General features: G+C 73.4%; 14 protein-coding genes. 5 read left to right on the forward strand and 9 right to left on the reverse strand.

Annotation, left to right across the window (positions count from 1 at the left end):
- Positions 1-100: 100 nt before the first annotated feature.
- The 3 genes from rpmG to WMF31_RS26180 all read right to left on the reverse strand — a co-directional run bounded on the left by rpmG (position 101) and on the right by WMF31_RS26180 (position 2,871).
- Positions 101-262: a 50S ribosomal protein L33 gene (gene rpmG, locus WMF31_RS26170; protein WP_050431768.1), complete on the reverse strand. Its 162-nt coding sequence runs from the start codon at positions 260-262 to the stop codon at positions 101-103.
- A gap of 181 nt (positions 263-443) precedes the next feature.
- On the reverse strand, positions 444-1,346 hold the full coding sequence (locus tag WMF31_RS26175) for an RNA recognition motif domain-containing protein (RefSeq protein ID WP_436604552.1): 903 nt from the start codon (positions 1,344-1,346) through the stop codon (positions 444-446).
- Positions 1,347-1,902: 556 nt separating this feature from the next.
- A complete protein-coding gene (locus tag WMF31_RS26180) occupies positions 1,903-2,871 on the reverse strand; it encodes a prolipoprotein diacylglyceryl transferase (RefSeq protein ID WP_436604553.1) in 969 nt (322 codons plus the stop codon).
- A gap of 225 nt (positions 2,872-3,096) precedes the next feature.
- On the opposite strand from WMF31_RS26180, the gene WMF31_RS26185 reads away from it, so the two are divergent.
- From WMF31_RS26185 to carB, 5 genes are all read left to right on the forward strand, one after another.
- Positions 3,097-3,639 carry a MogA/MoaB family molybdenum cofactor biosynthesis protein gene (locus tag WMF31_RS26185; protein ID WP_436604554.1) on the forward strand — a complete coding sequence of 181 codons (543 nt, stop codon included), beginning with the start codon at positions 3,097-3,099 and terminating at the stop codon, positions 3,637-3,639.
- Positions 3,636-4,853 carry a molybdopterin molybdotransferase MoeA gene (locus WMF31_RS26190; protein ID WP_436604555.1) on the forward strand — a complete coding sequence of 406 codons (1,218 nt, stop codon included), beginning with the start codon at positions 3,636-3,638 and terminating at the stop codon, positions 4,851-4,853. The genes WMF31_RS26185 and WMF31_RS26190 overlap by 4 nt, the downstream gene beginning before the upstream one ends.
- A gap of 142 nt (positions 4,854-4,995) precedes the next feature.
- Positions 4,996-6,744, forward strand: a complete 1,749-nt coding sequence (locus WMF31_RS26195) for a carbamoyltransferase family protein (protein WP_436604556.1) — start codon at positions 4,996-4,998, stop codon at positions 6,742-6,744.
- 386 nt (positions 6,745-7,130) lie between these two features.
- On the forward strand, positions 7,131-8,300 hold the full coding sequence (carA, locus tag WMF31_RS26200; RefSeq protein ID WP_436604557.1) for a glutamine-hydrolyzing carbamoyl-phosphate synthase small subunit: 1,170 nt from the start codon (positions 7,131-7,133) through the stop codon (positions 8,298-8,300).
- Positions 8,301-8,303: 3 nt separating this feature from the next.
- Positions 8,304-11,576 (forward strand): carbamoyl-phosphate synthase (glutamine-hydrolyzing) large subunit, encoded by a 3,273-nt coding sequence (gene carB / locus WMF31_RS26205; protein WP_436604558.1) that lies wholly within the window; start codon positions 8,304-8,306, stop codon positions 11,574-11,576.
- A gap of 117 nt (positions 11,577-11,693) precedes the next feature.
- Here carB and WMF31_RS26210 read toward each other — a convergent pair whose 3' ends face one another.
- The 6 genes from WMF31_RS26210 to WMF31_RS26235 all read right to left on the reverse strand — a co-directional run bounded on the left by WMF31_RS26210 (position 11,694) and on the right by WMF31_RS26235 (position 21,052).
- Positions 11,694-12,863, reverse strand: a complete 1,170-nt coding sequence (locus WMF31_RS26210; protein WP_436604559.1) for a collagen-like protein — start codon at positions 12,861-12,863, stop codon at positions 11,694-11,696.
- Entirely contained in the window at positions 12,860-13,225 is a 366-nt protein-coding gene (locus WMF31_RS26215) for a hypothetical protein (protein ID WP_436604560.1), read from the reverse strand. The genes WMF31_RS26210 and WMF31_RS26215 overlap by 4 nt, the downstream gene beginning before the upstream one ends.
- A gap of 484 nt (positions 13,226-13,709) precedes the next feature.
- A complete protein-coding gene (locus WMF31_RS26220) occupies positions 13,710-14,408 on the reverse strand; it encodes an HMA2 domain-containing protein (RefSeq protein ID WP_436604561.1) in 699 nt (232 codons plus the stop codon).
- Positions 14,405-14,686, reverse strand: a complete 282-nt coding sequence (locus WMF31_RS26225) for a hypothetical protein (protein ID WP_242516087.1) — start codon at positions 14,684-14,686, stop codon at positions 14,405-14,407. The genes WMF31_RS26220 and WMF31_RS26225 overlap by 4 nt, the downstream gene beginning before the upstream one ends.
- Complete coding sequence (locus WMF31_RS26230) at positions 14,683-17,739, reverse strand: cation-translocating P-type ATPase (RefSeq protein ID WP_436604562.1); 3,057 nt, start codon at positions 17,737-17,739, stop codon at positions 14,683-14,685. The genes WMF31_RS26225 and WMF31_RS26230 overlap by 4 nt, the downstream gene beginning before the upstream one ends.
- 241 nt (positions 17,740-17,980) lie before the next feature.
- Positions 17,981-21,052, reverse strand: a complete 3,072-nt coding sequence (locus WMF31_RS26235; RefSeq protein WP_436604563.1) for a PAS domain-containing hybrid sensor histidine kinase/response regulator — start codon at positions 21,050-21,052, stop codon at positions 17,981-17,983.
- Positions 21,053-21,152 lie beyond the last annotated feature (100 nt).

A 21,152-nucleotide genomic window follows, 5' to 3' on the forward strand; every position in this document is an offset into this window, starting at 1 on the left:
AGAGGAGTAAGGTTAAGCCGAGCGCTGCGAGGGCACATGAACCTGACCCGAGGCCCGCATGCGCGAGCCCCGGCGGCAGCGACCAGCCGCACGGCGTGGCCTAGCCCTTCGAGATCTTGCCCTCTTTGTGCTCGGTGTGCTTGCGCTCGGCCGGGCAGAACTTCTTGATGACGAACTTCTCCGTCATCGTCCGCTTGTTCTTCGTCGTGTGATAGTTCGCGCGGCCGCAGTTGCCACACGTGAGCTTGATGATGTCGCGCATCGGAGATCTCCGAAGACAGGGCCGCACACGCGGCCCTGGTTGAACCTAGGTACGGTCAGCACGGGAACGCTGGCACCGCAACCGGCGGGAGCACCAGAGATTGCCGGGCCAGCGACGCCCGACCGCCCGTCTGGAGGGCGCCTACCCTACGGGAAATGACACAGTTGTCAACCGGGAGAGCTCATTCGTCATCCCAGTCGTCACCACCCCGGCCGCGATCCCAGTTCTTGTTGTTGCGACGGCCGCCACCGCCGCCGCCGCCACCGCCCCCAGGAGGGCCGTCGCCGTCGTGGCCGCCCCGCCGCCGACGGTCGTCGAAGGTTTTGCGCGCGGGCGGCGGGGGCGCGCCGCCGCCGCCGCCGCCGAAGCCGCCACCACCGCCGAAGCCGCCACCGCCACCGCCGCCGAAGCCGCCGCCGCCGCCGCCGAAGCCACCGCCCCCGAAGCCGCCCGGGCGGTCCTCGCGCGCCGGACGCTCGCCCTTCGGGTGCGCGAGGTTGACAACCAGCCGGCGACCCCGCACGTCCACGCCGCGGAGCGCATCGATCGCGGCGCGCGCCGCCTCCGCGCTGGCCATGGTCACGAAGCCGAACCCGCGCTTGCGACCGTCGGGGTCCATCGGCAGGTGGACCCGCACCACCGGCCCTGCACCCGTCGAGCCGATCAGCCCCTCGACCTCCTCGACGCTCGCGTCATAGGGCAAGTTGCCGACGTAGAGGGTCCGATCCGGCGCCGCGGCCGCTCCGGCGCCCCCGCCGCCCCCGCCCCCCGGGCCACCCGCGCCACCACCGCCGGGGCCCATCGGGCGCCCCTCGCGACGCGGCGGCTCGGCCTGGAAGGGCCGGACCGAGATCGACTTGCCGCCCTGAAATGAACCGTCAAGCGACTCGCGCGCAGCGTTGGCTTCGCTGGTCGTCGAGAGCGTGACGAAGCCGAACCCGCGCGGGCGACCCGTCGCGCGATCCTTCGGAAGACTGACCTCGACGACGTTGCCGCCGGTGGCCTCGAAGAGCTGCCGCAAAACGTCTTCGGTGATGGAATCGGGCAAGCCCGCCACGAACAACTTACGCGAATCTTCAGCCATTGTAGAAAAACCTGGGGTTGGCCCCTGCGTTCCCTCTTATTTGGTCCACTCGCTCCGTGATCGATGATGCGGAGCCTATCGCGAGCGCGCCTCGATGACCCCCCCCGATCGGCGGAGGGGCAACCGAGCTCAATCGAGCGAAGGTCGGCGGGCCGACCCTCTGGTGCAAACTCCACCCCACGATATCTAGCGCCCCTGGCGCGTCAAGTGACCCGCCGCGGGCGGGCGAGCCAAAAGAAGGCCCGCCGGAGGACGCCTCGACTCCCTGCTGTTCTCTCCCTGCTCTTCGCTCTGCGCCCCGCCCCTGCTCCCCCGCCCCTCTGCCCCGCCATGTGCCCCGTCCACGTGCCCCGGGCGCCGCGCCTGAGCGAAAATCCGCGGTGGAGACGGCCGCGGCGCCCGGGCTCCGTCACAGGCGGCGGCGCGAGGCCGGCGCTCGGGGTGCCCGGGCAGTCTAGCATTGACCGGTTCACGGGGGCATCCCGGTCAGCGCGATCGGTCCTTCGCCGCCGGCCGGCGCCGCACGACCGGGCCCACGACGAGCAGCCCAGGACGCTCAGCGATCGGCCCGGGCGCGACGCGCCCGCGGCTCCTCGGCCTCGTCGTCCTCGGCCCCGTCGTCCTCGGACGGGTCGTCGTCGTCCGCGACGCGCGAGGCGCCGCCCAGCGTGCCCACCCCGGCGCTCGACGGCTCGCCCCGCGCGGCCATCCGCAGGAAATAAAGGCCCAGCGCGAGCAGGCCGATGCAGGCCCACTGCGCCGGGGTGAGGCCACCGTAGCGGGGATCACCGCCCAGGACCGTGCCCTGGCGCTCGCGCAGGAAGTCGAGCCCGAACCGCACCGGGGCGTACGCGGTGCACATGACCCCCGTGTAGAAGCCGAGCGGCCGGTACGGATTCCTGCGCCAGAGCACGGCGAAGGCGATCGCGAGCGGGATCGTCAGCACGCACTCGTAAAGGCCGAGATCGTAGCGGCCGATGGTGCCGTCGCCGAGCGGATAGCGGACCGCGAACCACGCGTCGGAGACGTGGCCCGGGTGATCGTGGACCGACGCGCAGCCGGCGCGGCCGAACACCCACGCGAGCGGGAACGCGCTGTTCACGACCTCGCAATAGGGCAGGATCTTCTCGCGCCGGGTATAGCGCCAGGCGGCCGCGCCCAGCAGGGCGCCGGTGAAGCCGCCGAAGCTCGAGAGGCCATCCCAGAGCGCGAAGAGGTAGAGGGGATCGCGGGCGACCCGCTGCGGGTGGTAGAAGAGCGCGTCGAAGACATGCCCGCCGATGAAGCCGGCCGCCACGACCCAGAAGATGAACTCGCTCATCTTCTTCTCGTCGAGGCGCCGCTCGCGCGCGTGCCGCGTGGCGACCACCGAGCCGATGTAGACGCCGAGCGCCACCAGCGCGCCGAACGGCTTGATGGAGGGCGGCTTGGCCGGATCGATGAGCTGACCCAGGAGCGGGATGTGCTCCAGGAACGAGAGCGGGATCTCCGGGAGCTGGATGTAGGGGATCAGGGGGCCGGACACGTCGCTCCCCTAGCGCAGCCGCGATGCGAAAGCCATCGGCCCTCGATGACACCGGCGCGGCGCCTCGGAGGCCGCGCGTCGCGCGGGCGCCCCGCGGCGCGACCGACCTCGCACCCGGGCGGCCGCGGCCCTCGCGCGCGGGGATGGGGGATGGAGGAGGCCGCGGCCCCGCGGGGCCACCGTCAAGAGTTCGCCAACCGCCGGCGGGCGGCGTAAATCTGCCGCATGAGCCGCTCCCCCGTGCGCGTCGCCACGCTGACGCTCAGTGACACCCGCACCCTCGACGACGACGAGGGCGGCAAGCTCCTCGGCGAGCTCCTGGAGCGCGCCGGCTTCACCGTGACGTCCCACGCCGTCGTCCGCGAGGAGCCCGAGCTCCTGCGGGCCGCGATCGAGCAGATCGCGAGCGCGGCGTCGGCCGACGCGATCGTCACCACCGGCGGGACCGGGATCGCGCCGCGCGACAGGACCATCGAGGCGCTCGCGCCGCTGTTCGACAAGACGCTCGACGGCTTCGGCGAGGCGTTCCGGCGCCTGAGCTGGGACGCCATCGGCCCGAACGCGATCCTGTCGCGCGCCGCCGCGGGCGTCGTGCGCGGGCTCGTGGTGATCGCGCTCCCGGGCAGCCCGAAGGCGGTGGAGCTCGCCGTCGCGCAGCTCATCGGCCCCGTCCTCGGGCACGCGGTCGCGCTCGCGTCCGGCAAGGGCGGCCACCACCACGATCACGCGCGGCGCAGCGGCGACGGCCGCGAGGGGCGGCGCGGATGATCCCGTTCGAGGAAGCGCTCGCGCGGCTGCTCGCGACCGCGGTCCCCGTCGGCCCGGAGCGGGTGCCGCTCGAGGAAGCGGCCGGGCGCGTGCTCGCCGAGGACCTCGTGGCGGCCGAGCCGATGCCCGCCTTCGACTACAGCGCGATGGACGGCTACGCCGTCGCGTCGGCCGAGCTCACCGGCGGCGGGCCCTTCACGCTGCCCGTGCGCGGCGAGAGCGCGGCCGGCGGCCCGCTGCCGACGCTGGAGCCGGGCACCGCGTGCCGCATCTTCACCGGCGCGCGGCTCCCGCCCGGATCCGACGCGATCGTGCCGCAGGAGGACGCGCCGCGGAGCGGCGACGAGATCACCCTGCGCGAGGCGCCGCGCGCGGGGGCCTGGGTGCGGCGCCGGGGCGCCGACCTCGCGGAGGGCGCCGTCGCGCTGCGGCGGGGCGCGCGCCTCTCGCCGGGGAGGGTCGCGCTCGCGGCGGCGCTCGATCGCCCGAGCCTGTTCGTCGCGCGCCGGCCCGTGGTCACGGTGCTGTGCTCCGGCGACGAGCTGCGCCCGCCCGGCTCGCCCGGGCCCGCCGGCTCGGTCCCGGAGTCGAACGGCTACTTCGTCGCCGCGACCGCGCGCGCCGCGGGCGCGGCGGTGCGCGTCGCGCCGTTCGTGCCCGACGACGCCGCGCGCGCCACGGGCGCGGTGGCGACCGCGCTGCGCGGGTCGGATCTCGTGGTGACCGTCGGGGGCGTGAGCGTCGGGGACCGCGACGTGGTCCGCCCCGCGCTCGAGGCCGCGGGCGTGACGCTCGACTTCTGGCGCGTCGCGATCAAGCCGGGCAAGCCGCTCGCCGTCGGCCGCGCCGAGCTCGCGAGGGGCGGCGCGGTGCACGTGCTCGGGCTGCCGGGCAACCCCGCCTCGGCGTCGCTCACCTTCGCCCTCTTCGGCGTGCCGCTGCTCCGCGCGCTCCAGGGCGACGCGGCCCCGCTGCCGCCGCGCGTGATCGTCCGCGCCGCCGGCGCGCTGCGGCGGCAGACCGGGCGCGCCGAGTTCCTCCGCGCCCGGCTCGAGATCTCGAGCGGCGAGCTCGTCGCGCGCATCGCCCCGAACCAGGCCTCGGGCGCGGTCACGAGCTTCGCCGAGGCCGACGCGCTCGTCATCGTGCCGGCCGATCGCGACCGCGTCGACGAGGGCGATCGCCTCGAGGCCATCCGGCTCGCGGAGATCTGAGGTCGCGGCGCGCGTGCGCACGCGCCTACGCAGGCGCGCCGCCCGCGGCCGCGCATTACGGCGCGGCGCGCGTTTTTGCCTCACGATCACGCCGAGGGCTCGCCTTGACCCTCGCGCGGGGGCGCCGGAAGATGGCCCTGGAATGCTCATCCTGGGGATCAACGCCTATCACGGGGATGCGTCGGCCGCGCTGCTCGTCGACGGGCAGCTCGTCGCGGCGGCGGAGGAAGAGCGGTTCAGCAGGATCAAGCACTGCGCGGGCTTCCCGCGCCTCGCGGTCGAGTACTGCCTCGAGGCCGCCGGCGCGCGCGTCGAGGACATCGATCACATCGCGCTCGGGCGCGACCCGAGGGCGCACCTCGGCGACAGGCTCCTCTACGCGATGACGCGGCGATCCCCCGCCGGGCTCCTCAAGGGCGCGCTCGGCGCGCGCGACCCGAAGGTGCACCTCGGCGCCGCGCTCGGCGTCGATCCGAAGCGCCTCCGCGCCGTGTCGCACAACGTCGAGCACCACCGGGCGCACCTCGCGTCCGCGTTCTTCCCCTCGGGCTTCGACGAGGCGGCCGTCGTGTCGATCGACGCCTTCGGCGATTTCGTCAGCACGATGTGGGCCCGCGGCCGCGGCAACAAGCTGGAGATCCTCCGGCGCGTCGGCTTCCCCCACTCGCTCGGGCTGTTCTACTCGGGGATGACGCAGTACCTCGGCTTCCCCAAGTTCGGCGACGAGTACAAGGTCATGGGGCTCGCGGCCCACGGTCAGCCGGAGCTGCTCGACAAGCTCCGGCAGGTGGTGCGCGTCAAGGACGGGGCGTTCGAGCTCGGGCTCGAGTACTTCCAGCACCACACGAAGGGCATCTCCATGACCTGGGAGGGCGAGCCCCGCTACGGCGCCATCCACTCCGGGCTCCTGGTCGACCTGCTCGGCCCCGCCCGCAGCCCGAAGAGCCGCATGGAGGACCGCTTCACCGCGATCGCCGCCTCGACGCAGGCGGCCTTCGAGGAGGTCTTCTTCGAGGTGCTCGCGACCGCGAAGCACCTCACCGGCGCGTCGCGCCTCGCCCTCGCCGGCGGCTGCGCATACAACAGCCTGGCCGCCGGCAAGATCCAGCCGAAAGGGCTGTTCGAGGACGTGTTCATCCAGCCCGCGGCCGGCGACGCGGGCACGGCCGTCGGCGCGGCGCTCTACGTCTACCACCACGAGCTCGACAGGCCGCGCCGCTTCCACCAGACGCACAGCTACTTCGGCCCGGCGTTCTCGCAGGACGCGATCGAGGCGCTGCTCCGGCGGGAGCAGGTCCCGTTCGAGACGCTCGCCGACGAGGACCTGATCTCCCGCGTCGCCCGGGCGATCGGCGAGGGCAAGATCGTCGGCTGGTTCCAGGGGCGGATGGAGTGGGGCCCCCGCGCGCTCGGCAACCGCAGCATCCTCTGCGATCCGCGGCGGCCGGACATCAAGGACATCATGAACGAGCGGATCAAGCGCCGCGAGATGTTCCGCCCCTTCGCGCCCGCGCTCCCGCTGGAGCGCATGGGCGACTACGTCGAGCAGCCCGCGCCCGACCCGTTCATGGTCAAGGTCTCCCGGATCAGGCCCGAGCGCCGCGCCGAGATCCCGGCCGTGATCCACGTCGACGGCACCGGCCGCGTCCAGACGGTCACCGCCCGGGAGAACCCGCGCTTCCACGCGCTCCTGCTGGAGTTCGGCCGGCTGACCGGCACGCCCGTGCTCCTCAACACCTCGTTCAACGCGAGCGAGCCGATCGTGTGCACCCCCAAGGAAGCGCTCGACTGCTTCCTCCGGACGAAGATGGACGTGCTCGTGCTCGAGCAGGCCTATCTCGAGCGAGGGCGGGTCCCCGGGCACGACGCGGGCGGCGCGGCGGCCCCCTGAGCCCGCTGGCCGCCCCGGCTGAGCCCGCTCGGGGTCGGCCGATCTTCTGCGTGCTGCAGCACCGAAAAGCGGTCGGCGCGCTCCGGGAGCAAGTTCCTGGTTGACGTGGAGCGAGGGGACGGCAAATGGGCGTCCCCGACCATGTGGAAGAACGGGACGGCGGGCGCCCTGCCCACGCCGACGGGGATGCCGGAGCAAGCGGCTCTGGCATCTGGGGGTGCCTGGACGCCATGCCTCGAGCATGATGCCGCCCCGCCGCGCGGCGTGCGCGCGCGGACCTGGTACCCCACGGGCCCAGAGCGCTGTCTTCTGCGCTCACGGCCCCTCCTGCGTAAGGGTCCGCGCCGCGGCGGCCCAGGCGGTCAAAGAGGATGGATGCGAATCGGATGAAGCTCGTACTGGAAGACGGCACGACCATGATGGGCCGGTGCTTCGGCGCCCCTCGCGCGGTGAGCGGCGAGGTCGTCTTCAACACCGGAATGACGGGATATGTCGAGACGCTGACGGATCCCTCGTACAGAGGCCAGATCCTCACGCTGACGTACCCGCTCGTGGGCAACTACGGCGTCCCCGCGCCGAGACCGACCGGCAGCATCGACGGGCCCTACGAGGCCGATCGGATCCAGGTGCAGGGGCTCGTCGTCCAGAGCTACGTGGAGCGCTACAGCCACCACGCCGCGGTCCGCTCGCTCGGCGCCTGGCTCGCGAGCGAGGGCATCCCGGCCATCACGGGGATCGACACCCGGACGCTGACGCGGCGGCTCCGCGAGGCCGGCACCATGAAGGGCTGGCTGTTCCCGGCCGAGATGGACCTCGAGCGGGTCAAGCGCTCGGCGGAGGCCGTGGACATGCGCGAGGAGGTGTTCCGCCTCGTCGCGCCCCGCGAGGTGATCACGTACGAGGGCGGCCCGCTCAAGGTGCTGCTGCTCGACGCGGGCGCGAAGGACCACATCGTCCGCTCGCTCCTCTCGCGCGGGGTCTCCGTCATCCGCGTCCCCTACCACGCGCACGCGCGCATCCCCGAGCTCGCCGAGGCCGCCGACGGCATCCTCATCGGCAACGGCCCCGGCGACCCCAAGGACCTCGGCCCGCTGGTCGCCGCGGTGCGCGGCCTGCTCGGCACGTACAACAAGCCGATCTTCGGCATCTGCCTCGGCAACCAGATCCTCGCGCTCGCCGCCGGCGGCGACACCTACAAGCTGCCGTACGGCCACCGCGGCGTGAACCAGCCGGTGCAGGACCTCCTGAGCCGCCGCTGCTACGTGACCAGCCAGAACCACGGCTACGCGGTGAGGCACGAGTCGCTGCCCGCGGAGTGGGAGCCCTGGTTCGTCAACATCAACGACGGCACCAACGAGGGCATCCGCTCGCGGCTGCGCCCCTTCTTCAGCGTCCAGTTCCACCCCGAGGCCACGCCCGGGCCCCAGGACGCCGCGTACCTCTTCGACGACTTCTTGCGCCTCTGCGGCGCGATGAAGGGCCCCGCCAACCCCCGGTCCACGCAGGCAGGGACCGCGACCGCGGACCTCCGCACCACGTCCACAGGAAGGAGCTGAGTCATGTACGGCGCCTATCTCCCCAAGAAACCTCGGCGCGTGCTCGTGCTCGGCTCCGGCGCGCTCCAGATCGGCCAGGCAGGCGAGTTCGACTACTCGGGGTCGCAGGCGATCAAGGCCCTCAAGGAAGAGGGCATCGCCACCGTCCTCGTGAACCCCAACATCGCCACCATCCAGACGAGCGAGGGGCTCGCCGACCGCATCCACCTCTGCGCGGTCACCCCGGAGTTCGTCGAGCGGATCATCGTCAAGGAGGAGGTCGACGCGATCGCCCTCTCCTTCGGCGGGCAGACCGCGCTCAACTGCGGGCTCGAGCTCCACGACGCCGGGATCCTCGACAAGTACGGCGTGCGGGTGCTCGGCACGCCGATCAAGGCCATCCGCGACACCGAGGACCGGCGGCTCTTCATCGACCGGCTCGACGAGATCGGCGTGAAGACCGCGCGGAGCCGCGCCTGCCGCACGCCGGCCGAGGCGATCGCCGCGGCGCGCGAGATCGGCTTCCCCGTGATGCTCCGCGGCGGCTACGCGCTCGGCGGCAAGGGCAGCGGCATCGTCGAGAGCGAGCGCGACCTCGAGGAGGCCGTGCGGCGCGGCTTCGACGGCGGCGTGCCCCAGGTGCTCGTCGAGGAGTGCCTCCGCGGCTGGAAGGAGATCGAGTACGAGATCGTCCGCGACGGGCGCGACAACTGCATCACCGTCTGCAACATGGAGAACCTCGATCCGATGGGGATCCACACCGGGGAGTCGATCGTCGTCGCCCCGTCGCAGACGCTGAACGACGAGGAGTACCAGCTCCTCCGCTCCGTCGCGCTGAAGACCATCCGCCACCTCGGCATCGTGGGCGAGTGCAACATCCAGTACGCGCTCGACCCGCACAGCTGCGACTACCGGGTCATCGAGGTGAACGCGCGCCTCTCCCGGTCGAGCGCCCTCGCCAGCAAGGCGACGGGCTACCCGCTCGCCTACGTCGCCGCGAAGATCGCCGTCGGCTACACGATGCCGGAGATCGCCAACGCGATCACCCGCAGGACGACCGCGTTCTTCGAGCCGGCGCTCGACTACATCGTCTGCAAGGTCCCGCGCTGGGACCTCGGCAAGTTCCGCGGCGCCTCGATGCGGATCGGCAGCGAGATGAAGAGCGTCGGCGAGGTCATGGCCATCGGCAGGACGTTCCCCGAGGTCATCCAGAAGGCGCTCCGGATGCTCGACATCGGGGTGAAGGGGCTCGACCCCGACGCGTTCAAGTTCGACGACCTCCGCGACGAGCTGACGAACGCGACGCCGCTCCGGATCTTCGCCGTCGCCCGCGCGCTCAAGGAGGGGATGTCGGTCGACGAGATCCACGACCTCACCAAGATCGACCGGTGGTTCCTGCACCAGATCGAGCCGATCGTGCGGATGCACCGCGAGCTCGGGACGTTCAGCGTCGGCGCCCCGGCGCAGCCGGACAGGCCCGCGGCCGCGCAGAAGCCCGCGCTCGACGAGGCGACGCTCCGGGAGGCGAAGCAGCTCGGGTTCAGCGACCGGATGATCGGCACGCTGACGAGCGCGCCGCGGGGGTCGATCCGCGAGCTCAGGAAGCGGTACGGCGTCGTCCCGCACCTCGCCCAGATCGACACGCTCGCGGCCGAGTTCCCCGCCGAGACCAACTACCTCTACGCGAGCTACCACGCGTCGGCCACGGACGTCGCGCCGTCCTGGCGGAAGAAGATCATGGTGCTCGGCTCCGGCGCGTACCGCATCGGCTCGAGCGTCGAGTTCGACTGGTGCTGCGTGAACGCGATCCGCGCGGCCGCGGAGCTCGGCTACGAGACCATGATGCTGAACTACAACCCGGAGACGGTCAGCACCGACTACGACACCTGCGACAAGCTGGTCTTCGACGAGATCAGCTTCGAGACGGTGCTCGATATCTACGAGCGGGAGCAGCCGTACGGCATCGTGGTCAGCATGGGCGGGCAGGTCCCGAACAACCTGGCGCTCCGGCTGCACCAGGCCGGGGCGCGGATCCTCGGCACGAGCGCGGGGAGCATCGACGCGGCCGAGGACCGGAAGAAGTTCAGCGATCTGCTCGACCGGCTGGACGTCGATCAGCCCCGGTGGGCCCACGTCACCGACGCGGCCGAGGCGGGCGAGATCGTGAACAAGCTCGGCGGGTTCCCCGTCCTCGTGCGCCCGAGCTACGTGCTGAGCGGCGCGGCCATGAGCGTGGCGCACGAGCCCAACGAGCTCGCGCGCATCCTCGCGCGGGCCAAGGCGGTCTCCCCCGTCTACCCCGTGGTCGTGTCGAAGTTCGAGAGCCACGCCCGCGAGGTGGAGATCGACGCGGTCGCCGACGGCGGGGAGCTCGTCCTCTGGGCGATCAGCGAGCACGTCGAGAACGCGGGCGTCCACAGCGGCGACGCGACGCTCGTCCTGCCCCCGCAGTCGCTCTACATCGGCACGATCCGCAGGATCAAGCAGATCGCCCAGCAGGTGGCGCGCGCGCTCTCGATCACCGGGCCGTTCAACATGCAGTTTCTGGCCAAGCACAACATGGTGAAGGTGATCGAGTGCAACCTGCGCGCGTCGCGGAGCTTCCCTTTCGTCTCCAAGGTGACGGGGAACAACTTCGTCCGCGAGGCGATGCGCAGGATGCTCGGCGTGTCGCAGCCGGTCGAGAACCGCGGGCTCGACCTCGATTACGTCGGCGTGAAGGCGCCGATGTTCTCCTTCTCGCGCCTCGTCGGGGCCGATCCGATGCTCGGCGTGGAGATGGCGAGCACCGGGGAGGTGGGCTGCTTCGGCGACGACATGCACGAGGCGCTCCTCCACGCGCTGCTCGCGACCGGCTTCCGGTTCCCCAGGAAGGGCGTGCTCCTGTCGCTCGGCCCGCTCGAGGACAAGTACTGGTTCGCGGACGAGGCGCGCATCATCTCCGAGCACCTGAAGCTGCCCATCTTCGCGACGCCGGGCACGGCCGAGGCGCTCCGGGCGATCGGGGTCGAGTGCACGAGCCTCGCGAAGCGGCCCGATGACGGGGAGACGGCGATGAGCGCCATCGAGGAGGGGAAGGTCGACCTCGTGATCAACATCCCCCGCGAGTACGATCAGCTCGGCCGGCCGGACGGGTACCTGATCCGGCGGCGCGCGGTCGACGCCAGCATCCCGCTCATCACGGACCTCCAGCTCGCGCGCGCCGTCATCGCGGCGATGCGCGCGAAGCGGATCGAGGACCTGCGCACCCTCTCGTACGACGAGTACCTCGCGCGGAGCCCGGTGGCGCTGCGCTGACGGCGCGGCCCGCGCGCCCCCGCTCGGGGCGCGCGGGCGCGCGGCGCGATCCGCGCGGTCGAGCCCACGTCATGAACGGCGGAGACGATCCGCGGCGCTGGCCGATGGCCTGCGCCCTCAGTCGTCCCTCGTCACGATGAACCAGCCGTTCACGATGCTACCGCCGGCCGTCGCGTGCCTGCCGGCGATCGCGCTGGGGCCGTTGTTCAGGACGCACATGCCGACGTTCCACGTGCCCTCGGAGAGCACCGTCGTGCCGGAGACCGAGTAGGTCACGCGGGTCGTCGTGAAGTAGTGGTTCGCGAAGCCGGCTCCGAAGAAGTTGACGAGAGGGCCCGGGACCTCCCCCGCCCGCTGGTAGCAGAGGCCGACCCCGGCTGTCTGAGGGTCCGGGGCGCTCGACACCAGGCCGAGCGGAGCGGAGGCCGATCCGGTCACGCGCTGGCGCTCCCCGGTGATGGTCACCGACCCAGATGGACCGACGAAGACAAACTCGGAGCGGTTGCCGGTGATGGTGGGGGCGACGTTGCCCACCACCTCCAGCGTCAGGACGACGCCCGACGGCCCTTGCGGCCCCATCGGCCCCTGCTCGCCCTGCGGACCCTGCTCGCCCTGCGGCCCCTGTTCGCCCTGCGGCCCCTGTTCGCCCTGCGGTCCTTGCTCGCCCTGCGGACCCATCGGCCCCTGCGGACCCATCGGCCCCTGCGGACCCATCGGCCCCTGCGGACCCTGGTCTCCCTGCGGACCCTGGTCTCCCTGCGGCCCCGCCGGGCCAGCCGGCCCTTGCGGCCCCGCTGGACCCGCGATCCCGCTCGGGCTGCCCACCCAGTTGCCGTCCTTGTCGATGACGATCCGGTCGCCGATCGTCACGGAGGTCGGCGTGATGTCGCCGACAGCGTTGTTCGAGACCAGCGCGTAGGGGACGCTCCCGATCGCGGCGCGAGGCTCCATCTCCGGATCGGCCCCGACCGTGATCCCGAGATAGCGAATGGAGCCGTTGAAGACCTCCTCGGCGACGTCGGCGTCGAACGCGAGCACCGTGGAGAAATAACCGTCCTCGAACGAGAGCGCGTACGACTCGCTCCAGATCGGGTCCTCGGCGTCCTCGGCGTCGTAGAGGGTGAACTTGACCTCGAGCACGTCATTGACCGGCGTGCCGTCACTGCTGAAGAGCCGCCCCTGGTGCGCAATCCTCGTCGGCACCGCGGCGGCCGCGCTGCGCGCGAGACCGGCGGAGGCGGCGAGGAGGACACAGATCGCAAGGACGCGCGGTCCCATCCCGTTCATGGCAAGCTCCCGTTCGCCCCGACCAGGCCGCCCTGCATGCGGTAGCTCGGTGAGGTCGTCTTTCCCTGGTTCTGCGTCGGCTGGCCGAGCGTGAACACCATGCGATAGCTCGGGCTCTTCACCACCCGGCCCGCGCTGACCACGTCGCTCGCAGTGACGCCCTGGGCCGTGGTCCCGCCTTGCCCCCCGCCCCCGACCCCGCTGCCACCGGCCCCATGAGGGTCGCCCCCCTCGCCGCCGCTGCCCGAGGCTCCGCCAGCGCCGCCGTCGCCCGCCACGCTCCACCCGACGTAGGCGCCGCCATCCCCGCAGCTACATCCAGGCGACACCGCGAACGACGCCACGGCCAGGCCAAGCCACACAAGAGATTGCCATCGCGCCATCAACGGGTCCCCCCTCTGCATCCGGGGCCGACGATCCTGGAACAAAAGTACGCGCGCTGCCAGCGAGGTTCAATCGCTTCCCGGGTCTTTGCGAGAAGCAGCGCCGCTCCTCGTCACGTCACCTCCAACGGGAGCACCGAAAGCGCAAGGGGCCTGTCCGGCAAGGACCGGCGGAGCGTCGAGCCAGGCGCGGGGCGGCGAGCCGCCCTGAGCCGAGGCGCCCGGACGGAGACAGCGTGCTTTTCTAGCGCGATGGATCTGAGGCAGCCTCGCTGCCCCCGCCGCGCGGCTATCACTCCTGCGGGAAGTTGCCCTGGATCAGCAGAAGAACCGCCATGGCGCCAACGACGCCAAGAAGAGAGGGGAAGGGTTGTCCCTCCATTTTCCCCTTCTACTTCCCTGGTTTCTTGGCGCCCTTGGCGTCATGGCGGTTCGCCTCTCGGCCCGACTCCCCGCAGTAGCGCTACGGCCCACGCCGCGGCGCGCCCGCCCCGCCGGCCCCTCCGGCCGGCTGCCCCGCCTCGCTCGCCCCGCCGGCCCCGGCCGCCGTCCGACCCGCCCCGGCCGCCGGCTCTCCCGCCTCACCCGCCCCGCCGGCCGGCTCTCCCGCCCCGCCGGCGCCCGCGTTCCGTTGCTCCTCCGAGAGCGCCGCCGGGTTGAACGTCATGAACGACCGCAGCGACCACCAGAGCAGGTTGAACCACGCCGGCACAGGCAGGCGGCGCGTCACGCCGATCTCGGTCAGCCCCGCCGTCGCGAAGAAGACCGGCAGGAGCGTGCCGAGATCCGCGCGATGATCCATCGCCTCCCGCACCTCGGCGTTGATCGCGACGAAGGCGTGCGCCACGGCGCGCGCGATCCGCGTCGGGCCGGGCTCGCAGCCCGGGCGCGGCGCCGTGAGCGGGCGGCCGTCCTCGTCGCGCGAGGCGCTGACGAGCTCCGCGAGCCGGCCGCGGAGCCGCTCCGGATCGAGCCCGCCCTCGTCGCGCTCGACGATCACCGAGCCGGTGGCCGGCCGGACCGTCACGACGTCGCAGCCCGGCTCGGCCGCGAGCTGCTCGGCCACCCGCTCGCACGCGCGCCGGTGGCCGGCCAGCACGGGCGCGCGCAGGCGGACGCGCCGCTCGAGGGCGTGGGCGACGAGCACCGGGAGCGCCCTCATGACGGCGGCTCGCTGTGGAGATCGGCGGCGCCGTTGCTCGTGCGCGGCGCCGGCCGGGCCTCGCGCTGCGCCCGCTGCCGGACGCGCTCGCCGATCTCGGCCCAGAGATCCTCGACGTGCTCGCGCTGGCGCTCGACGAGCGCCAGGCCGAGCTTGCCCAGGTGGAGCCCGAGCGCCGCGATCTCGACGACCACCGGGCGGAGGTGCTGCTTCTGGCCCATCAGGACGACGGCGCAGCCGACCCCCAGGGCGAACGACGGCGGGTGGAACCTCATCATGGCGTGCCTCCCTTGCGCGTGGAAACCGTGGGAACAGCGCGCGCGGCGTGCTCCGCGCGCGTCGCCTTGACGATCACGATGTCGCGGCCCGGCCCCTCGAAGAGCCCCCCCGGGCCGCGCAGCAGCGAGGGCAGCGCGCCCGCGGCCACGGCGAGCGCGATCTCGCCGGCGCGGAGGCGCTCGGCCCCGAGCAGGCGGCCGAGCGGCCGGACGCCGAGCGCGAGCGCCTGGAGCGCGGAGGTCGCGGCGAGCGCGCGGACGACGTGCGGGTTGTCCTCGCGCGGCGACGGCAGCGGGGCGCGCTCGTCGTCGCCGGCGCAGGCGCGGCAGGCGCGGAGGTGGAGCAGCTGCGCGGTGACCAGCGCGGTGAACGCCCGTGTCCCCGCCGTGGCCCGGCCGCCCAGCGCGTACGCCGTGAGCGACGCGCCGGACATCAGCGCCGCGTCCACGGCCAGGGCGCGGTGGTCGCGCGGGCTCAGCAGCCGTTCGGCGGGGTCGCGCGGGGGGCGACGCATGACGCCGGGCTCGGCCGGCTCGAGCGCGAGCGCGAGCGCGGGCGCGACGTCGGTGAGCAGGTTGATCCAGAGCAGCTGCAGCGGCGTGAGCGGCGAGGCGCCGGCCACGGCGCCGGCCAGCATCGTGAGCACCTCGCTCGCGTTCGTCGCGACGAAGTACGCGATGGCGCGGCGGACGTTGTCGTGCAGCCGCCGGCCCTCGCAGACCGCCTCGGTCAGGCTCGGCAGGTCGTCGTCCGAGAGGACCACGTCGGCCACCGCCCGCGCGATGTCGGTCCCGCGCCGCTCCCGCGCGGCCCCGCCCATGGCCACGCCCACGTCGGCGGCCTTCAGCGCCGGCCCGTCGTTCACGCCGTCGCCCGTCATCGCCACGATCTCGCCGCGCCGCTGGAGCGCCCGCACGATGTCGAGCTTGGCCTCGGGCGTGACCCGGCTGTGCACCGCGTCCGGCGGGATGCCGAGCTCGGCGCCGATCGCGCGCGCGGTCCGCTCCTGGTCGCCGGTGAGCATCAGCGTCCGGATGCCCGCCCGGGAGAGCGCGGCGAGCGCCGCCTTCACGCCGGCGCGCGGCGGGTCGCGCAGCCCCACGAGCCCGGCGAGCACGAGCGGCGCGTCGTTGCCGGGCCGGCCGTTCCGCCGCCACGCGAGGGCGAGGACGCGCAGGCCGCGCGAGGCCATCGCCTCGTTGAGCGAGAGCGCGTCGCGCCGCGCCTCCTCGGGCAGATCGCAGCGCGCGACCACCTGCTCCGGCGCCCCCTTCACGAGCTCGATGTGCCCGAGCTCGGGGTGGTCGTGGACCGTCACCATGAACGCCCGCTCGGCCGAGCGGCGCTCCTCGCTGAGGCGCCGCGCCGACACGCGCCGCGCCGAGACGGGATAGCCGGCGGCGAGGGCGAACTCGACGAGCGCGCGCTCGGTGCCGCTGCCCTGGACGACCTTGCCCACGTCGCTCAGCTCGACGTCGGCGTTGAGCGCGGCGATGCGCGCGAGGGCCTGCACGCGCGGGGCGCCGGCCTCGACCGCGCGGCCGTCCTCGCCGAGCAGCGCGACGCCGCGCCCCGGCCCGGCGCCGCCGCCGGGGGCGCGGTCGACCCGCAGCACCCCCTCGCCGGGGAGGAAGATCTCCGCGACGCGCATCCGGTTCTCGGTGAGCGTGCCGGTCTTGTCGGCGCACACGACGGTCACCGCGCCGAGCGTCTCGGCCGCGGCGAGCCGCCGGATGACGATGCCGCGGCCCCGCAGGCGCCGGCTCGCGAGCGCCAGCGCGGTGGTGCCCACGGCGGGGAACCCCTCGGGGATGGCCGCGACGCCGAGGGCGACGGCGCTCCGCGCGAGGACGCGGAGCGGCCTCCGCCGCGCGAGGCCGACCGCCACGACCGCGGACGAGCTCGCGAGCGCGAAGGCCGCGAGGCGGCGGCCGATCCAGGCGAGCTCCCGCTCGAGCGGCGGGGTGCGCTCCCCCTCGCGGGACAGGGCGCGCTGGATGTCGCCGAGCTCGGTCCGCCCGCCGGTCGCGACCACCACGGCCGCGCCCTCGCCCGAGGCGACGACGGTGCCCGCGTACACCATGCTGCGGCGCTCGGCGAGCGGCGCGCCCTCGTCGACCGGGGCCGGGCTCTTCTCGACGGGCTCGCTCTCGCCGGTCAGCGTGCTCTCATCGGCGGCGAGGTCGCGCGCCCGGACGACGCGCGCGTCCGCGGCGATCGGCTCGCCGGCCCGGAGCGCGAGCACGTCGCCCGGCACGATCTCCGACGCCGCGAGCCGCTGCTCGCGCCCGTCGCGCACGACGCGCGCCCACTCCACCCGGAGGTCGCCCCAGGCGTGCAGGAGCTCCTCGGCGCGCGACTCGGTGTAGGTCCCGATCGCGGCGTTCGCGCCGATGACCAGGAGAACGGCGCTCGCGTCGAGCAGGTCGCCGAGCGCGAGCGACAGGCCCGCGGCGCCGAGGAGCAGCGCGGTCGGGACCGTGACGATCTGGCCGGCGAGGATCTCGAGCGACGAGCGGCTCGCGACGCCCGCGAGCACGTTGGGGCCGACCTCGCGGAGGCGACGCTCAGCCTCGGCGGCGCCGAGGCCGACGGCCGGGTCCACGTCGAGCGAGCGGGCGACCTCGGGCGCCTCGGCGGCGTGGGCCGTCTCTTCCACGCGTTCCGCGCGTCCCCCCCGCACGCGCGCGGGAGCGGCGGCGTGGGCTCTCCCCGCACGCCCCCCGGCCAGCGCCTGCCGCGCGGGGCGCTCGTCACGCGCCGCGCCCGCGGGGGCCGCGCGGCGGCGCGCGCCGCGGAGGAGGCCGCGCACGCCCTGGGCCACGGTCAGCGCGAGGCGGCGCGCGGAGGGCGGCGGCGGGGCGCCGGGCACGGCGTGCGCGCGGAGCACAGCGCGCGCCGCCTCCGCCGCGCACTCGGGCAGCCGCACGAGCACCCGCCCGGTCCGGGCGCTCGCCCGCGCCGAGAGGACGCCGGGGATCGCGGCGAGGTCCCGCTCGATGCGCGCCGCGCGCGCGGGGTCGCCGAAGAGGCCGGCCACCTCCAGGCGCATCCGCGCGATCCTGGCGGGCCGCCCGTGCGGGTCGCGTGAGGCCGCGCGGCGGAGCCACCGCGCGGGGTCGCCGCGGCGCCGCCCCCTGCCCTCCCGCCCCGCTGAGCTCGTGCCCGATCGCTCCATGATCCTCCGCGCTGGGCCCGGGGTGCCTTCAAAGGTCGAGCCAGCACCGGTGTGCGAGCGGACCACATCGCCCCGGCGAGCCGGCGGGGTGGAGAGGGGCCTCGCCCCGCCCGCCTCACGTCCGTGTGGCGACGGAGGCCAGCACGTCCTGCAGGGAGCTCGGATCGATCGGCTTGATGATGTGCATGTCGAAGCCAGCCTCCCGGGACCGGCGCCGGTCCTCCTCCCGGCCGTGGCCGGTGAGGGCGATCATGAGCGAGGGGGCGAAGCCCAGACTCCCCTTCAGGGCCCGCGCCACGCCATATCCATCCATCCCGCCGGGGAGGCCGATATCGCACAGGATGACCTCCGGCCGGAACGAGCGGGCCGCCTCCACGCCGGCAGGCCCGGACAGGGCCACCTCGACCTGATAGCCATCCATCGCGAGGAGCATCTGCAGGCTCTCGGCGGCGTCGGCGTTGTCCTCGATGATCAGGACGCGCAGCGGCCTCGCGTCGACGGCCGACGGCGGCGCAGCGCGGTCGGGAGACGGCTCGAGCCCTCGCGAGAGCGGCAGGCTGAGGCGCACCTCGGTCCCGTGGCCGACGCCCGCGCTCTCGGCCGAGGCCGCGCCGCCGTGGAGCTCGACGAGGCCCTTCACGAGCGCGAGGCCCAGCCCGAGCCCGCCCCGGCTGCGCTCCAGGCTGCGATCGGCCTGGCTGAACGGCTCGAACATGCGCGACAGCATCGCCGGATCCACGCCGATGCCCGTGTCGCGGACGCGGATCACGGCGGAGCCCTCCGACGCCGCCGACAGGCTGACCGTCACCCGCCCGCCGGGATCGGTGAACTTGCCGGCGTTGTGCAGCACGTTGCTGAGGGCCTGCGACAGGCGGGTGTGGTCGCCGTGGACCCAGAGCGGCTCGGCCGGGGCCTCCACGACGAGCGTGAGGCCGTTCGCCTCCAGCGTGGCGCGGTAGTCCTCGGCGGTCTGCCGGACGAGCTGCGTCAGATCGCAACGCTCCTTGCGGAGCTGGATCCGGCCGCTGGCGACGCGCGAGACGTCGAGCAGATCGTCCACCAGCCGCGCCATGTGCGAGACCTGCCGCTCGATCACGCCGCACGCCCGCGAGAGGAGCGAATGCGGCAGCCCGTTCCGCTGCAGGATCTCGACCGCGTTGCGGATGGGCCCGAGCGGGTTGCGCAGCTCGTGGCCGAGCATCGCCAGGAACTCGTCCTTGCGCTGGTCCGCTTCCTTCAGCGTCGCCTCCGCGCACTGCTGATCGTGGATATCCGTGCAGGTGCCGTACCACCGCACGATCTCGCCCGCGGGCCCGCGGACGGCCAGCGCGCGGCACAGATACCAGCGGTGAGCGCGGGCGCCGAGATCCCAGAAGCGGTATTTGATGTCGAAGGGCTCGCCGGTCGCGACCGAATGGCGCCAGAGCCCCACGCACCGCTGGCGGTCGTCGTCGTGCAGGAAGGCGATCCAGCTCTCGCCGGTCGCCGCTCCCTCCTGGACGCCGGTGAGCTCGTACCACCTGCGGTTGTAATAATCGATGAGTCCGTCCGGGCGAGCGGTCCAGACGATCAGCGGCATCGAGTCGGCGAGCATCCGGAACCTCGCCTCGCTCTCGCGGAGCGCGTCGTCGACGCGCTTCCTCTCGGTCATGTCGTGGGCGATGCTGATGACGAGCCGCCGGCCCGCCGCGTCCTTTCCGAGCGGCGCCCCGCGGAACAACCATGTACGGTGCTCGCCGCTCGCCGTGGTGATCGTGGCCTCGATCTCGCCCCTGGCGGTGCCCTCCTCCAGCGCGTACAGGGCGTTGATCCTGGCGCGGACCATGTCCTTCTCAGCCCAGTGCGCCCTGTCGAGCCATGCCTCGATGGTGGGGAGCTCCTGGGCGGTGTAACCGGTGATGTCCGTCCACGCGGGGTTGACGGCGACGACCTGGCCGTCGTCGGCGTGAATCATGACGGGGAACGGGATCGCCATCACGGCGCGACGGAATCGCTCCTCGCTCTCCCGCAAGAGGAGCTCCGCCTCCTTGCGCTCGGTGATGTCGATGACCGAGCCGACATAGCCGAGGAACTCGCCGTCCGGGCCGAGCCGCGGGGAGCCCGAGGCGATGCACCAGCGGTACACCCCGTCGACCCGGCGCAGCCGGTAATCCAGCTTGAACGACGCGCGCCGCGCCTCGGCCCGCCGGAACGCGTCCAGCGTGGCCGAGCGATCCTCGGGGTGCACCACGTCGAGCCAGCCGAGGCCGACGGCGGTCTCCAGGATCTGGCCCGAGAACTCGAACCAGCACCGGTTCCCGTACGTGCAGCGCCCGTCGGGACCCGTGACCCAGATCATGACGGGCGACTGTTCGGCCATGTTGCGGAAGCGCGCCTCACTCTCCCGGAGGGCCAGCTCGGAGACCTTCCGCGCGGTGATGTCGCCGATCACGCCCGCCATCCGCAGCGGCCGCCCGTCGCGGTCGCGCTGCACCAGCGCGCGGCCGAAGAGCCAGCGCACCCGCCCGTGGGCGTCGAGGATGCGATACTCGGTGTAGTAGGTCCCCTCCCCGCGGAGCGCGCGCTCGACCTGCCCCCAGACGACCCGCCTGTCATCGGGGTGCACGAGCCCCATGAAATCGTCCAGCGAGCTGCCGAGCTCCTGCTCGCCGATGCCCACGTTCTCGGAGCTCTCGGGCGACCAGAGGACGCGCCCGCTCGCCAGATCCCACTCCCAGATGCCGAGCTGGCCGCCCGCGAGGGCCAGCCGCAGCCGCGCCTCGCTCGCGCGCAGGCTCTCCGCGACCCGCCTCTCCTCGCCGAGCTCCGTGGCCGTGCCGAGCCAGCGGGCCGCCCGGCCGCCGCCGCCCGCGAGCGGCTCGGCCCTGCCCAGGAACCAGCGGTATGCGCCGTCATGCCGACGCAGGCGAACCTCCAGCTCGAGCGCCGTGCGCCCCTCGACGGCGGCCCGCCACGCGGCGGCGCCGCGGGCCGCGTCGTCCGGGTGAACGACGGCGGAGAGCCCGAGGTCCATCGCCTGCTCCACCGTCAGGCCGGTGTACTCGCGGAAGCGGCCATTGACGTAATCGCACGAACCGCCGCTCCCGGCGACCCACACCATCTGCGGGATGGCCTCGGCGAGCTGACGGAGCTGCGGATCGATGCGGCGCCGCTCGTCACGGCGGTGCTTGGAAGAGATCACGTCCATTCACGTCGATGGTCTCGCCCGGCGCTGTCGGCGAGACACAACGGACGCTTTGTCTGCGTTCAGCCGTTCTGCAAGCGTGCTGAAGGAGGAGAGCTGCTGG

Source organism: Sorangium sp. So ce1036, from assembly GCF_051369805.1.
GTDB classification, from domain to species: domain Bacteria; phylum Myxococcota_A; class Polyangia; order Polyangiales; family Polyangiaceae; genus Sorangium; species Sorangium cellulosum_F.

Coding starts and splice junctions, on each gene's coding strand:
- WMF31_RS26185 (WP_436604554.1), top strand. CDS start 3,097: ATGAGCCGCTCCCCCGTGCGCGTCGCCACGCTGACGCTCAGTGACACC.
- WMF31_RS26210 (WP_436604559.1), bottom strand. CDS start 12,863: ATGAACGGGATGGGACCGCGCGTCCTTGCGATCTGTGTCCTCCTCGCC.
- WMF31_RS26195 (WP_436604556.1), top strand. CDS start 4,996: ATGCTCATCCTGGGGATCAACGCCTATCACGGGGATGCGTCGGCCGCG.
- rpmG (WP_050431768.1), bottom strand. CDS start 262: ATGCGCGACATCATCAAGCTCACGTGTGGCAACTGCGGCCGCGCGAAC.
- carA (WP_436604557.1), top strand. CDS start 7,131: ATGAAGCTCGTACTGGAAGACGGCACGACCATGATGGGCCGGTGCTTC.
- WMF31_RS26220 (WP_436604561.1), bottom strand. CDS start 14,408: ATGAGGGCGCTCCCGGTGCTCGTCGCCCACGCCCTCGAGCGGCGCGTC.
- carB (WP_436604558.1), top strand. CDS start 8,304: ATGTACGGCGCCTATCTCCCCAAGAAACCTCGGCGCGTGCTCGTGCTC.
- WMF31_RS26225 (WP_242516087.1), bottom strand. CDS start 14,686: ATGATGAGGTTCCACCCGCCGTCGTTCGCCCTGGGGGTCGGCTGCGCC.
- WMF31_RS26235 (WP_436604563.1), bottom strand. CDS start 21,052: ATGGACGTGATCTCTTCCAAGCACCGCCGTGACGAGCGGCGCCGCATC.
- WMF31_RS26230 (WP_436604562.1), bottom strand. CDS start 17,739: ATGCGCCTGGAGGTGGCCGGCCTCTTCGGCGACCCCGCGCGCGCGGCG.
- WMF31_RS26175 (WP_436604552.1), bottom strand. CDS start 1,346: ATGGCTGAAGATTCGCGTAAGTTGTTCGTGGCGGGCTTGCCCGATTCC.
- WMF31_RS26190 (WP_436604555.1), top strand. CDS start 3,636: ATGATCCCGTTCGAGGAAGCGCTCGCGCGGCTGCTCGCGACCGCGGTC.